General features: G+C 75.0%; 11 protein-coding genes and 1 tRNA gene. 3 read left to right on the forward strand and 9 right to left on the reverse strand.

From position 1 onward, the window contains the following. Positions 1-25: 25 nt before the first annotated feature. Positions 26-862 (reverse strand): 16S rRNA (cytidine(1402)-2'-O)-methyltransferase, encoded by an 837-nt coding sequence (rsmI, locus tag J3473_RS16400; RefSeq protein WP_207024968.1) that lies wholly within the window; start codon positions 860-862, stop codon positions 26-28. 56 nt (positions 863-918) lie between these two features. Between rsmI and J3473_RS16405 the strand changes: the two genes are divergently transcribed. Continuing rightward, positions 919-2,478, forward strand: coding sequence for a dolichyl-phosphate-mannose--protein mannosyltransferase (locus J3473_RS16405; protein WP_207024969.1), 1,560 nt, complete (start codon positions 919-921; stop codon positions 2,476-2,478). Between the two features lie 53 nt (positions 2,479-2,531). Further along, positions 2,532-6,089, forward strand: a complete 3,558-nt coding sequence (locus J3473_RS16410; protein ID WP_207024970.1) for a bifunctional RecB family nuclease/DEAD/DEAH box helicase — start codon at positions 2,532-2,534, stop codon at positions 6,087-6,089. A 20-nt stretch (positions 6,090-6,109) separates the two neighbouring features. Here the strand turns inward: J3473_RS16410 and J3473_RS16415 are convergent, their stop codons facing one another. Both J3473_RS16415 and J3473_RS16420 read right to left on the reverse strand, forming a co-directional pair. After that, positions 6,110-6,640: a DinB family protein gene (locus J3473_RS16415; RefSeq protein ID WP_207024971.1), complete on the reverse strand. Its 531-nt coding sequence runs from the start codon at positions 6,638-6,640 to the stop codon at positions 6,110-6,112. A gap of 317 nt (positions 6,641-6,957) precedes the next feature. Further along, a tRNA-Ala gene (locus tag J3473_RS16420) sits at positions 6,958-7,030 on the reverse strand. 149 nt (positions 7,031-7,179) lie between these two features. On the opposite strand from J3473_RS16420, the gene J3473_RS16425 reads away from it, so the two are divergent. Continuing rightward, positions 7,180-8,478: an AI-2E family transporter gene (locus tag J3473_RS16425; protein WP_084696803.1), complete on the forward strand. Its 1,299-nt coding sequence runs from the start codon at positions 7,180-7,182 to the stop codon at positions 8,476-8,478. A 181-nt stretch (positions 8,479-8,659) separates the two neighbouring features. Here the strand turns inward: J3473_RS16425 and J3473_RS16430 are convergent, their stop codons facing one another. Genes J3473_RS16430 through J3473_RS16455 form a run of 6 tightly spaced genes read right to left on the reverse strand, consistent with a single transcriptional unit; the run spans position 8,660 to position 13,992 of the window. Beyond that, entirely contained in the window at positions 8,660-9,661 is a 1,002-nt protein-coding gene (locus J3473_RS16430; RefSeq protein ID WP_207024972.1) for a hypothetical protein, read from the reverse strand. Positions 9,662-9,686: 25 nt separating this feature from the next. Further along, positions 9,687-10,370, reverse strand: coding sequence for a GNAT family N-acetyltransferase (locus J3473_RS16435; protein ID WP_242525920.1), 684 nt, complete (start codon positions 10,368-10,370; stop codon positions 9,687-9,689). 38 nt (positions 10,371-10,408) lie between these two features. Further along, entirely contained in the window at positions 10,409-10,906 is a 498-nt protein-coding gene (locus tag J3473_RS16440; protein WP_207024974.1) for a molybdenum cofactor biosynthesis protein B, read from the reverse strand. After that, the gene (gene moaC / locus J3473_RS16445) at positions 10,903-11,397 is read right to left on the reverse strand and encodes a cyclic pyranopterin monophosphate synthase MoaC (protein ID WP_256437954.1); all 495 of its coding nucleotides are present in this window, start codon (positions 11,395-11,397) and stop codon (positions 10,903-10,905) included. Before moaC ends, J3473_RS16440 begins: the two co-directional genes overlap by 4 nt. Continuing rightward, entirely contained in the window at positions 11,390-12,610 is a 1,221-nt protein-coding gene (glp, locus tag J3473_RS16450) for a gephyrin-like molybdotransferase Glp (protein ID WP_030528692.1), read from the reverse strand. Before glp ends, moaC begins: the two co-directional genes overlap by 8 nt. Next, positions 12,610-13,992, reverse strand: coding sequence for a UTP--glucose-1-phosphate uridylyltransferase (locus J3473_RS16455; protein WP_207024975.1), 1,383 nt, complete (start codon positions 13,990-13,992; stop codon positions 12,610-12,612). The genes glp and J3473_RS16455 overlap by 1 nt, the downstream gene beginning before the upstream one ends. Positions 13,993-14,007 lie beyond the last annotated feature (15 nt).

Genomic DNA, 14,007 nt, shown 5'->3' on the forward strand with positions numbered 1-14,007 from the left:
AGGTAGACCGGGCCCCGCGGCGGCCTCAGATGCGCCGGGCGGCGACCGCGGCGTCGTAGAGGACCTTCTTCGACAGCCCCGTGGCGGAGGCGACCTCGGCGCACGCGTCCTTGAGCCGCTCACCGGCGGCGGCGCGGGCGACGACCTCGGCCACGGCGTCCTCGAGGCTCGCCGACGGTCCGCTCGCCCCCGCGACGACGACCGTGATCTCCCCGCGCGCGTGCTCCTCCGCCCACCCCGCGAGCTCGGCCAGCCCGCCGCGGCGGACCTCCTCGTAGGTCTTGGTCAGCTCGCGGCAGACGGCCGCGGGCCGCTCGCCGCCGAACGCCTCGGCCATCGCCGCCAGGGCGCGGGCGAGGCGGTGCGGCGCCTCGAAGAAGACCATCGTGCGCGGCTCGGCGGCGAGCGCGGCGAGGGCGCGGGCGCGCTCGCCCTCCTTGCGGGGCAGGAACCCCTCGAAGCAGAAGCGGTCGACCGGCAGCCCCGACACCGCGAGTGCCGTGAGGACGGCCGAGGGGCCCGGGACGGCCGTGACGCGGACGCCGGCCTCGACGGCGGCGGCCACGAGCCGGTAGCCGGGGTCGGAGACGGACGGCATCCCCGCGTCGGTGACGACGAGGACGCGTGCGCCGGCGACCAGCTCGGGGACGAGGTCGGCCGCCCGGCCCGACTCGTTGTGCTCGTGGAAGGAGAGGACCCGGCCGGCCGGGGTGACGTCGAGCCCGGCGCACAGCCGACGCAGCCGGCGGGTGTCCTCGGCGGCGACGACGTCGGCGGTGGCCAGCTCCTCGCGCAGGCGCGGGGCCGCGTCGCGGGGGTCGCCGATCGGGGTGGCCGCGAGGACGAGGACGCCGGCGCTCATCCCGCGAGTCTCCCACGCTGCCGGGAACCCGCAGGCCACCCACCTACGATGTGCCGGTGACCCGGACCGAGGAGCTGCGCCACCGCCTGCTCGGGTACCGGCCCACCGACGTCCTCTGGGGCTGGCTCGGCCCGGGGCTCATCGCCCTCGTCGGCGGCCTGCTGCGGTTCTGGCGGCTCGACCGGCCCCAGGCCCTCGTCTTCGACGAGACGTACTACGTCAAGCAGGGCTGGTCGATGGTCCGCTACGGCGTCGAGATGCACACGCTGCGCTCGCTGCAGAAGCCGGACGTGCCCTTCGCGCAGGGCAACCCGGACGTGTTCTCGTCGACCGAGGGCGACTACGTCGTCCACCCACCGGTCGGCAAGTGGGTCATCGGGGCCGGCGAGTGGCTGCTCGGCGCCGACAACGGCTGGGGCTGGCGGTTCTCGGTCGCGCTGCTCGGGACGCTGTCGATCCTCGTCGTGGGGCGGGTCGCGCGGCGGATGTTCGGGTCGACCGCGCTCGGGTGCGTCGCCGCGTTCCTCCTCGCGTTCGAGGGCCTGCACTTCGTGATGTCGCGCACCGGCATCCTCGACATCGTCGTCATGTTCTTCGCCCTCTGCGCGTTCGGGGCGCTGCTCGTCGACCGCGACCGCAGCCGCGAGGTGCTCGCGACGAAGGTCGGGGCGCTGGCCCGCGCCGAGTGGCCGCGCGGTGGCGGCCCGTGGCTCGGCTGGCGGCCGTGGCGCTGGGTCGCCGGGGTGTCGCTCGGGCTGTGCACCGGCACGAAGATCTCGGGCCTGTTCTTCATCGCCGCGTTCGGGCTCATGACGGTCTGGTGGGACATGGGCGCGCGCCGGACCGCGGGGGTGCGGCACTGGGCCCGGGGCGCGCTGCTCGTCGACGCGCCGTTCGCGGTGGTCCAGACGGTCGTGACGGCGGCGGCGGTCTACCTCGTCTCGTGGACCGGCTGGTTCGTCACGAGTGTCGGCTACAACCGGCAGTGGGCGGAGGCGAACCCCGGGCAGGGCGTGCAGTGGCTGCCGCCGGCGCTGCGCAGCCTCGTCGACTACCACCGCCAGCAGTTCGACTTCAACACCACGCTGAGCAGCCCCCACCCGTACCAGTCGAACCCGTGGTCATGGATGGTCCAGACGCGACCGACGTCGTTCTACTACGAGAGCCCGACCCGCGGTGTCGACGGCTGCACGGTCGACCAGTGCTCGCAGGCCATCAACCCGATCGGGACGATCTCGGTGTGGTGGCTCGGCATCCTCGCGCTGCTCGTCGTCCTCTGGTGGTGGCTCGTGCGCCGCGACTGGCGGGCCGGGGCCATCGCCGCGGGGATGGCCGGGGGCTACCTGCCGTGGTTCCTCTTCCAGGACCGGACGATCTTCACCTTCTACGCGGTCGCCTTCGAGCCCTACGTCGTGCTCGCCGTCACCTTCCTCCTCGGGCTGTGGGTGGGGCGGCGCGCCCCCGACCCCGTGCGCTGGCGGACGCGGGTGCTCGTCGTCGGCGGCTACCTCCTGCTGACCCTCGCGCTCTTCGCGTTCTTCCACCCGGTGTACGTCGCCGACACCATCCCGTACGAGCACTGGCACTGGCGGATGTGGTTCCCCAGCTGGATCTGAGCGCCGGCGCCGGCGTCGACGGGGCTGTCAGGGGCCCGGCGTAGGTTGCCGCCATGTTCCTCCTCGGCGACGACCAGCGACTCGTGCTCAGCGCGAGCGACCTGCGCACGGCGTCGCAGTGCGAGTTCGCCCTCGTCGTGGGGCTCGACGTCGTCCGCGGGCTGCGCGAGGCCGTCGAGGACCCCGACGACGCGATGCTGCGCCGCGTCTCCCAGCTCGGCGACCAGCACGAGAACGCGGAGCTGCGGCGGCTGCACGACCTGCACCGCGGGCGGGTGCGGCAGCTGCCGTCGCCGGCGTACACCCCGGTCGGGCTGGCCGCCGCGATGGACGCCACGCTCGAGGCGCTGGCCTCCGACGCCGCCGTGCTGTCGCAGGCCACGCTGTTCGACGGCTCGTTCGTCGGGCGCGCCGACTTCCTCGAGCGCAGCGACGCCGGATGGGTCGTCAGCGACACCAAGCTGGCCCGCCACGAGAACGTCCCCGCACTGCTGCAGGTCGCGGCCTACGCGGCGCTGCTCGAGGGGGCCGGCGTCCCGGTCGCACCGGTCGCCCGGCTGGTGCTCGGCGACGGCGAGGTGCGCGACGTGCCGCTCGGCGACGTGCTGTCGGTCTACCGGGTGCGGCGGGCGCGTCTCGAGCAGCTGCTCACCGACCACCTCGCCGGCGACGGCCCGGCACGGTGGGGCGACGAGCGCTGGCTGGCGTGCGGGCGGTGCGCCGCGTGCACCCCCGAGGTCGAGGCCGCCCGCGACCTGCTGCTCGTCGCCGGGATGCGGGGTCCGACCCGGGCCCGCCTGCACGAGGCCGGCGTCCACACGGTCGAGGAGCTCGCGACGCGGACCGAGCCGGTGCCCGACGTCCGGCCGGCGCAGCTCGAGCGGCTCGTCGCCCAGGCGCGGCTGCAGCTGCGTCAGGACGCCGACCCCGAGGGCGCCGTGTCGTACGAGCTCGTCGACACCGAGGCCCTGCGCCGGATGCCTCCGCCCGATCCCGGTGACGTGTTCTTCGACTTCGAGGGCGACCCGCTGTGGCACGAGCGCGGCTCGGCCGACTGGGGGCTGGAGTACCTCTTCGGGATGGTCGAGGTCGACACCGGCGAACAGGAGTTCCGGCCCTTCTGGGCGCACGACCGGGCCGGCGAGAAGCAGGCGCTCATCGCCTTCGTGCAGCACGTGACGCAGCGCCGGCGCCGCTTCCCCGGCCTGCACGTCTACCACTACGCCCCGTACGAGACCTCGGCGCTGCTGCGGCTCGCCGCCCGGCACGGGGTCTGCGAGGACGAGGTCGACCAGCTCCTGCGCGACGGCGTGTTCGTCGACCTCTACGCCGTCGTCCGGGCCGCGCTGCGCGTCTCGCAGCGCTCGTACTCGATCAAGAAGCTCGAGCCGCTCTACATGGACGAGCGCGAGGAGGACGTCCAGGGCGGCGCCGAGAGCATCGTGGCGTACCACGAGTACGAGCAGGCGCTCGTCGACGGACGCCTCGACGAGGCCGCGCAGCGTCTGAAGTCCATCGCCGACTACAACGAGAAGGACTGCGAGTCCACCTACCTCCTGCGCGAGTGGCTGCTGGCCCGCCGGCGAGAGGTGTGGGGTGACGCCCCGACCCCGCCCCCGGACCGGGTCGAGGAGGCGCCGGTGAGCGACCGGCGGCGGGCCGCCCTCGAGCTGGAGGCCGCGGTGCGGGCGCACGTCGACGGCGTCGTCGCCGCGGACCGGTCCGCCGAGCAGCAGGGGGTCGCGCTCGTCGGCTCCGCCGTGCTCTTCCACGCCCGCGAGGACAAGCCGAAGTGGCAGGAGCACTTCGAGCGCCTGCGGCTGCCCATCAGCGAGTGGCGTTCCGCCGAGGGCGTGTTCGTCGTCGACGACGTCGAGGTCGTCGACGACTGGCACCGACCGCCGCGCGCCCGCAAGGCCCGGCGTCGGCTGCGGCTGCACGGCGAGCCGACGCGCAACCTCCCGCTGCCGGTCGGCGCCAAGGTCGCGGCCGTGTACGCGACCCCGACCCCCGAGGGTGTCACCGCCGGGGTCCACGACGCGCACGGCGCGAGCGGCTCCGGCCTGACCGTCTGCGCCGCCGAGGACTCGCTCACCGCGTCCGGGTGGGTGCGCCAGGTGCTCGAGGTCGAGGAGACCCAGCCGGGGCCGTCGCCGCACGAGGTCGGCCCGGTCGCGCTCGTCCCCAGCGACCACGTGATGACGGCGAGCATCGACGACGCGCTCGCCGAGGTCGCCGCGCGGGTGCGTCCCGACGGTCGCCTCCCCACCTCGGCCGGCGCCGACCTCCTGCTGCGCCGCCCGCCGCGGCTGCGCGGCGGCGCCCCCCTGCCCGTCGCCGACGGGCCCGGCGGCTACGTCGACGCCATCACCACCGCGCTGCGGCAGATGGACGACTCCTGCCTCGCGGTCCAGGGGCCACCCGGGACCGGCAAGACCTACGTCGGGTCGCACGTCATCGCCCGGCTCGTCGCGCAGGGCTGGGCCGTCGGGGTCACCGCCCAGAGCCATGCCGCCGTCGAGAACGTCATCACGACGCTCGTCGCGTCCGCGGGGGTGCCGGCCGACCAGGTCGGCAAGGCGGGTGCCCGGTCGGCCGACCCGCCGTGGACCGCCCTGGAGAAGGCCGACGACCTCGCCCGCTTCGCGGCCCAGCACCGCGCCGCCGGGCGCGGGTACGTCGTCGGCGGCACGGCCTGGGACCTCACCAACACCAAGCGGGTCGGTCGCGGCGAGCTCGACCTCCTCGTCATCGACGAGGCCGGGCAGTTCTCCCTAGCGAAGGCGCTTGCCGTGTCGGTGGCGGCGCAGCGCCTCCTGCTCCTCGGCGACCCGCAGCAGCTGCCCGGTGTCACGACCGGCGTCCACGCCGAGCCCGTCGACACCGCCGCCCTCGTCTGGCTCGCCGGCGGGGCCTCGGTCCTGCCCGCCGAGCTCGGGTACTTCCTCGCGACGACCTGGCGGATGCATCCCGCGCTCACCGCGCGCGTCTCCGACCTCGCCTACGAGGGCCGGCTCGTCTCGAACGCCGAGGTGACGGCCGGTCGGTTCCTCGAGGGGGTCGAGCCCGGCCTGCACGTGCGCCTCGTCGAGCACCGCGACAACTCGACGCACTCGCCCGAGGAGGCCGACGCCGTCGTCGACCTCGTCCGCGACCTCCTCGGCCGGGAGTGGACCGACCCCGGGGCCCGCGACGCCGACGGCACCCCCGTCGGGTCCCGGCCGCTGGGCCAGCGCGACGTCGTCGTCATCACGCCCTACAACGCGCAGGTCACCCTGCTGCGCCGGGTCCTCGACGACGCCGGCCTGCCCGACGTCGCCGTCGGCACGGTCGACCGCTTCCAGGGGCAGGAGGCGGCCGTCGCCATCCTGTCGATGGCCGCGTCGTCGCACTCCGACGTCTCCCGCGGGATGGGGTTCCTCCTCGACCGGCACCGGCTCAACGTCGCGGTCTCGCGCGGGCAGCACTCGGCCTTCGTCGTCCGCTCCCGCGTGCTCACGGACTTCTCGCCGCGCAGCGCCGACGAGCTCGTCGCGCTCGGAGCCTTCCTCCGCCTGTGCGAGGCCGCGGTCACGACCCGGACCGTGGGGGCGCCGCAGCCGGTCGCCTGAGCACGTCCGAGGCCGGCCTCCTACTCGCCGGTGCGCCCGTCGATGCACTCGCGCAGCAGGTCGGCGTGGCCGTTGTGCCGGGCGTACTCCTCGACGAGGTGGACGAGCACGTCGCGCACCGCCAGCTCCTCGTCGCGCCGGGTGACCGTCGAGCCGAGGTCTTCCGGGGCGAGGGTGTCAAGCCACGCGTCGGCGGCCTCGATCTCGTGCTGCCAGGCGGCGAACGAGTCCTCGACCATGGCGGGATCGCCCGTCGCGCTCGTCAGCTCGAAGTCCGGGTCGTCGTCGTCCGCGTAGAGCGGGTCGGGCACCTCGAGCTGCTGCAGCACGTGCCGGAACCAGTACTGCTCGACGACGGCCAGGTGCCTAACGAGTCCGAGCAGGCTGAGGCTGCTCGGCGGCACCGACCGGCGCGCGAGCCGCTCGGCGTCGAGCCCCTCGCACTTGAGCCGGAGGGTGAGGCGGTGGAAGGTCAGGTAGTGGCGCAGCACGGCCAGCTCCTCGACCGGCGTGCCGACGGGGCGGGGGTCGGACGCGGGGTCGCTCCACATGTCGCTCGTGCCACCCACCCAACCCGGGCGGGCGACGAGCGGCAACCACATTCCCCGGGAACGACGAAGGACCCGGCGGACAAGCGTGCCGGGTCCTTCGTCATCGGTGGAGCTGAGGGCACCCCGCGCCGCTCCCGAATCCCCCCTCCACACACGAGAAGGGCCGGCTGGCGCCGGCCCTTCTCTCGAGTGGAGCTGAGGGGACTCCGTCGCGAGAGGGGCGCTCCGCGCCGGCGGCTCCTCCTCGAATCCCCGCGAACCGTTCCAGCGACGACGAAGGACCCGGCGGAAAAGCGTGCCGGGTCCCTCGTCATCGGTGGAGCTGAGGGGATTCGAACCCCTGGCCTTCTCATTGCGAACGAGACGCGCTACCAACTGCGCCACAGCCCCGAGTGCGGAGAAACGATAACACCGTCGGACCCGTCGCCCGAAACCGGCCCGCCCCCGTGGCGACGGCCGGCGGCGAGGGCGGCGTCGGGGCTGGTCGTCGAGGGTGGCGCGGCGGGTTCGAGCCCTCCACGACCCCCTAGAGTCGACGCATGAGACTCCCCCGGCCCGGCCGCCCCACCACCAGCGGTGGGCCCAGCGACCTGCCGAGGAGCCTGCCCGTGACGGGTGTCGAGCCCCTCACCGCCCACGACCCCCGGGGACGCGCCGAGTGGGGCGTCCCGCTGGGGGTGCGCACGGCCAGCGAGTGGGCCTGGCGCGGCATCGTCATCGGCGCGGCGCTCGGGGTCGTCCTCTGGCTGACCACGGTGCTGTCCGAGGTCGTCATCCCGATCGTCGTCTCGCTGCTGCTCAGCGCGCTGCTGCACCCGGTGCACAACTTCCTCGCGCGGGCCCTGCCCCGCGGCCTCGCGGCGTTCGTCACGGTCATCGGCACGATGGGTGTCGTCTTCGGGCTCATCTCGTTCGTCGGCTCGCAGCTGACCAGCCAGCTCGGAGACATCACGACCAAGGTCACCGACGGCATCGAGCAGGTGCGCAGCTGGGTGCAGACGACCTTCGGCATCACCGACACGCAGCTGACCGACTACATCGCCAGGGCCCGTGAGTCGATGAGCTCCGCCGGCATCGGCGACACCGCAGCGGCCGCGGGCCTCACCGTGGGCCACCTCCTGACGGGGTTCTTCCTCGCCCTGTTCACCCTCTTCTTCTTCCTCTACGACGGCGCCGGCATCTGGGGCTGGGTCGTGCGGCTCTCGCCCCGTGGCGCCCGCGAGCGCGTCCACTCCTCGGGGATCATCGCGTGGGGCCAGCTGGCCGCCTTCACGCGCGCGACGATCTTCGTCGCCGCGGCGGACGCCATCGGCATCGGCGTCGGTGCCGCGATCCTCGGCGTGCCGTTCGCCTCGGGCATCGCCCTGCTCGTCTTCTTCGGCGCGTTCATCCCGATCGTCGGGGCCGCGGTCTCCGGGGCGGTCGCGGTGCTGCTCGCCCTCGTCGCGCTCGGCCCGGTCAAGGCCCTCATCATGCTCGCCATCGTCATCGGCGTGCAGCAGATGGAGAGCCACCTGCTCCAGCCGCTGCTCATCGGCCGGGCCATGAGCCTGCACCCGCTCGCCGTCATCCTCGCCATCGCCGCGGGGCTCATCCTCGCGGGCATCATCGGCGGCCTCATCGCCGTCCCGACCGTGGCCGTGCTCAACGCGGTCGGGCACCACCTCCTCGACAACCCCGAGTCACCGGCGCAGGACGTCGACCACGACGAGGACATGACCGCCCGCGCCGTGCTCGGCGACGAGGCGGCCGACCGCGCCGAGCGCAACGCCGCCGAGTCCGAGGCCCGACGCCTCGGCCGGGACGCGCCGCCGGAGTCCCAGCCCGACGAGGACTGACCCCCCCCTCAGCACGAACGCGTGTGAACCCGCCGGTGTCTTCCGGCGGGTTCACCCACGTCCGGGAGTCGACCGGGTGCCGTCGTTCCTTCCCCGAACGTGTGTGAAGACCGTCGGCATGCCGACGGTCTTCACACACGTCCGCGGACGGGGGCCCGGGCTGGACGCCCGGAGGGGGGCCTCAGGCGCCGGCGGCGCGGCGCTGCTGCAGGTCGTCCTCGCGGGCCGGTGCCTCGACCGGGGCGGCCTCGGGGGCCGTCGCGGCGGGGGCGACCGCGGGACGCTCGGCCTTGGCCTTCATCGTGTACGTGGGGCGCGGGACCGGCACGGGCTCCCAGGTGAGCGGGATGTCGTCCTCGTCGACGAGGTGCACGTACTCCAGCTGCGGCTGGGGCTCCGGCTCGGGGGCGACCTCGGCCACGGGCTCGTCCGCCGTGACGGGCTGCGGGTCGGCCTCCGCGGCGGGAGCGGCGACGACCGGCGCCTGTGTGCCGGCGTCCTGCTCCGTCGGGGCGACCTCGGCCGGAGCGGCCGGACGCGCGGCGGGCGCAGTGGCGCGGGTGGCCGGGACGGCCGGGCGGCCCTGCGCGGCGGCCGGGCGGCGGCGGGCACCGGCGGTGGCGGGAGCGGCGCTCGCACGCCGGCGGGCCTCCTCGGCGTCGCGGCGGCGGCGGGCGGACCGGGCGGCCTGCTCGGCGCGCACGCCGGCGCGGACCCAGCCGAAGGCGGCGAGCAGCGCGATGCCGGCAAGGGCCGGCACCCAGCCGCCGAGGGCGGAGAACGCGGCGAGCGGACCCGTGACGAGGAGGACGGCGAAGGCGGCGAGCAGCGCGAGGGCGCGCACCCGGCGCGGGGCGCCCTGGTGCACGACGGGCGCGGTGCGCGGACGCGGCGCGGCGGGCACCGGTCGGGCAGAACCACCCTCGGCGGCCGCGGCCCGCTTGACGACGACCTCGGGCCGGGTCGGGCGCGCAGGGTGCACCGCGTAGGTGCGCGGCGCCGGGTCCGAGAGGTCGGTGCGAGGAATCGGCGCGCGACGCTCGAGGACGCGCATGGCGGCGCTGAACTGCTCGACCGAACGGGCGGTCGAGAGGTGGTCGCGCCGACGGATCCAGTACTGCACGAAGTAGGCAGCCCAGACCCCGAGGAGGACGAGGAAGATCAGGCTCGACGGGGACCGCACGGTCCGACGGTAGGTGCGCGCGGCCTCAGGATTCCGCACCCGGGTCGGTGTGTCGCGGAAGTGACTGCTGTGACGGCTGTTCCGTCGCCGTGATCCGGGCGAGCCGGGCCGTGAGGGGCTCGCCGCCGAGGTCCTCGACGGTGAGCGCGAAGGCGAGGTGGTCGCGCCACTCGCCGTCGATGTGGAGGTACCTGGGTCGCCGTCCCTCGGACCGGAACCCGAGCTTGCGCACGACCGCGAGGCTCGCCGTGTTCTCGGGCCGGATGTTGATCTCGATGCGGTGCAGCCCGACCCGGCGCAGGAGGTGGTCGCCGACGAGCGCGACGGCGGTGGGCACGACCATCTGACCGGCGACCGCCCGGCTCACCCAGTAGCCGACCGTGCACGAGCGGAAGGACCCGAAGACGACCGTGCCGACGTTGACCTGGCCGACGAGGCGCCCCCCGGACTCGAGCGCGAGCGGCAGCGAGCGCCCGGCGGCGGCGTCGGCGTCGTAGGTGGCGACGAGCTCGTCGAACGTGCGCGCCGGCGCGTCGGGGTCCGGCGACGTCGCGTCCCACGGCTCGAGCCAGGCCGCGTTCGCCCGGCGGACGGACTGGAAGACCGGCCCGTCCTCGCGGACGAGCGGGCGCATCAGGACCTCCGTGCCGGTCGGCGTGGTGCCCGAGAGCCGCAGCGGCCACACCCACTCCGGTGGTGCCCCGGCCACCGGCGCGCCCCCCTCCGCGCGCCGCAGCCGGCGCCACATCAGTGGTCGCTCCCGCGGACCTGGTCGAGGGCGTGCGGGAGGACCTCGGCGAGCACGGCCAGGGCGTCGCGCACCCCGCCGCTCGAGCCCGGCAGGTTGACGACGAGCGTGCGCCCCGCGAGGCCGGCGACCCCCCGTGACAGCACCGCGGTCGGGACCCCCTGCGCCACACCGCGCGAGCGCAGCGCCTCGGCGAGCCCGGGCACCTCGCGGTCGAGCAGCGGGCGGGTGGCCTCCGGCGTGCCGTCGGTCGGCGTCAGCCCTGTCCCGCCGGTGGTGAGGAGCAGGTCGGGGCCGTCGGCCAGCGCCGCGGCGAGCGCCTCGGCGACGGCCGGGCCGTCCGGGACGACCCGCGGCTCGGCGACCTGCATGCCCCACCCGCGCAGCGCCTCGACGATCAGGGCGCCGCCCCGGTCGGGGTAGACGCCCTGCGCCGCGCGCGTCGAGCACGTGACGACCGCCGCGCGGCGGCCGGAGAGGTCGGGTCCGTCGCTCATCGGCCCTCCTCCCAGTCCCCCGAGCGCCCACCGGACTTGGCGGTGACCCGGACGTCGGTGATGCGCGCGTGCTTGTCGACGGCCTTGACCATGTCGATCAGGCCGAGCGCGGCGACGGTGACGGCGGTCAGCGCCTCCATCTCGATGCCGGTGCGGTCCGCCGTGCGCGCCTCGGCGCGGATCTCGACGCCGTCGTCGACGACGTCGAGGTCGACCTCGACGGCGTGGACGGCGACCGGGTGCGCCAGCGGCACGAGCTCCGGGGTGCGCTTGACCGCCTGGATGCCGGCGATCCGCGCGACCGCGAGGGCGTCGCCCTTGGGGACCGTGCCGTCGCGCAGCGCCGCGACGGCCGCCGCCGAGAGCAGCACCCGTCCGCGGGCCTCGGCGCGACGGGCCGTGACGGCCTTGGCCGAGACGTCGACCATGTGCGCCGTGCCGTCGGCCCGGACGTGGGTCAGCCCGCTCACCGGGCGCTGGGGGTCAGCCACAGCCCCGATGATGCCCCAGCAGCGGGAGGCAGCGGAGCGCCTGCCCCTCCTCGACCGTCGCGACGTCGGCGGGGACGACCGCCAGGGCGGTGGCACCGGCCAGCGCGCCGAGCACGTGCGAGCCCTGGCCGCCGGAGGGGACGACGACACCGTCGCGCTCGACGACGCGCGTCATCTCCGTGCGGCCGGGGGCGGCCGACCAGGAGGCGCCGGCGACGGCCTCGAAGGAGCCGTCGTCGTCGGGGTCGAGCCCGGCCAGGCGGCGCAGCGCGGGCAGGACGAACACGTGGAAGGAGACGAAGGAGCTGACCGGGTTGCCCGGCAGGGTGACGACGGGCAGGCCGCTGGCGGTGACCCGGCCGCAGCCCTGGGGCATCCCCGGGCGCATCGCGACCTTGGTGAACTCGACGCCGCCGTCGGCGGTCAGCACCTCCTTGACCGTGTCGTAGACGCCCATCGAGACGCCGCCGGTGGTGATGACGAGGTCGGGGTCGCCGTCGGGCGCCGCGAGGAAGGCGCGGACGGCGTCGGCCTCGTCGCGCAGGTGGACGCCGGCCGCCACCTCGGCCCCGGCCGCCTCGACGAGGGCGCGGAGCATCAGGTGGTTGGAGTCGACGATCTGGCCGTGCTCGAGGTGACCGCCGACGGGCACGAGCTCGTCGCCGGTCGAGACGACGGTGACGCGCGGACGGCGGCGCACGACGACCTCGGCGACGTTGGAGGCCGCGGCGAGCGCGACGTGGCCGGGCCCGAGCCGCGTCCCGGCGGTCAGCACGACGGTGCCCGTGCGCACGTCCTCCCCGCGGTGGCGCAGGTGGCGGCCGACCTCGGGCTCCAGGCGCACCGAGACCCGGTGCGCGCCACCGTCGGTCATCTCGACGGCCACGACGGCGTCGGCGCCCTCGGGCAGCGGGGCGCCGGTCATGATGCGCAGCGCGTGCCCCGGGGCGAGGACGTGCCGTGCGGTGTCGCCGGCGGCGACGTCGCCGTCGACGGGCAGGACGACCGGGGTCTCCTCGCCGGCGCCGGCGAGGTCAGCAGCGCGGACCGCGTACCCGTCCATCGCCGAGTTGTCGAAGCCGGGCAGGTCGACGGCCGCGACGGCGTCCTCGGCGAGGACACGGCCGAGGGCGGACCCGACGGCGACGCGCTCGGCCGGCAGCGGCTCGACGAGCGAGAGGACGACCGCGCGGTGCTCGGCGACGGTGCGCATCAGGCGTCCGGTCCGAGGTGGGCGCCGTCCGGGACGTGCCGGTCCTCGCCGGACAGGTGCACGTCGCCCACGCACACGACGTCGGCCCCGAAGGTGATGTCGGCCTCGACCCGCAGGCTCGTGCACTCGCGCAGCGACGGTGCGCCGGACGGGAACCGGGCCTCGAAGTCGTCGACCAGCTTGTACGCGGGGCCGAGGTCGACGAACGGGTCGGGACGGTCGGTGGCCGCCTCGACCGTGCCGTCCGTGGCGAGCCGGTAGAGGTCGCTGCGGATGAGCAGCAGCTCGTTGGTCGTCTTGACCGGCCGGAAGCGGCTGCGGGGCACCGCGATCGCGCGCGCGCCGTCGAAGAGCTCGACGGCGGCGCCCATCGCCGACTCGACCTGGACGACCGGCGTGGACGAGGGGTCCGTGGGGTCGACGGTCTTGCGGTTGACGATGATCGGCAGGCCGAGGACGCCGTCGTGCTCGTCGAGCCGCTCCGCGAGCACCTCGAGGTCGATCCAGAGGTTGTTCGTGTGGAACCAGCGGTGGCGCTCGAGGTCCTGGAAGTACTCGTCCTCCCCCGGGGCCACGGCGGCCGAGTCGCGCAGCACGAGACGGCCGTCGGTGTGGCGGACCACGAGCTGGCCGCCCTTGCGGTCGTTGACGGTGCGTGCGCTCATCTCCGCGACGTAGGGGATGCCCTCGGCCGCCATCCACGCCGGGACCGCGCCGTCGCACGTGGCCCCGAGGTTGTCGGCGTTGGAGAGGAAGAGGTGGCGGAAGCCGCGCCGCCGCAGCTCGGCGAGCAGGCCGGTCGTGCGCAGCGCGACGAAGACGTCGCCGTGGCCGGGCGGGCACCACTCGAGCTCGGGGTCGGCGGGGTGGTCGACCGGGAAGAGGTCGTCGGCGCGGAGCTTGGGCTCCTTGCTCTGGAGGAAGTCGAGCGGCAGCCCGTCGACCTCAAGCCCCGGGTGCCGCCGGAGGATCTCGAGCGAGGCGTCGCGGGTGCGGAAGGAGTTCATGAGGAGGAGCGGGACCTCGACGTCCTGCTCGCGCCGCAGCGCCAGGACCTGCTCGGCGATGACGTCGAGGAAGGTCCGCCCCTCGCGCACCTCGAGCGCCGACTTCGGGCCCTGGATGCCCATGCCCGTGCCGAGGCCGCCGTTGAGCTTGACGACGACGGTGCCGGCCAGCGCCTCGCGCACGGCCTCCGGCGTCAGGTCGAGGTCCTCGAGCGACGGCGGGTCCGGCAGCGGGTCGACGCTCGACTCGGGGATCGTCCCCGTCACGTCGTCGGCGAGCTGCTCGTGGTAGCGGGCGAAGACGCGGACGGCGAGCTCGTCGACCCCGGCCTCGCGCATCCTGGCCGTCGCGGCCCGGAGGGCTTCGCTGGTCATGGCGCCCACCCTACG

This window comes from Phycicoccus sp. DTK01, assembly GCF_017312765.1.
GTDB classification, from domain to species: Bacteria; Actinomycetota; Actinomycetes; order Actinomycetales; family Dermatophilaceae; genus Phycicoccus; species Phycicoccus jejuensis.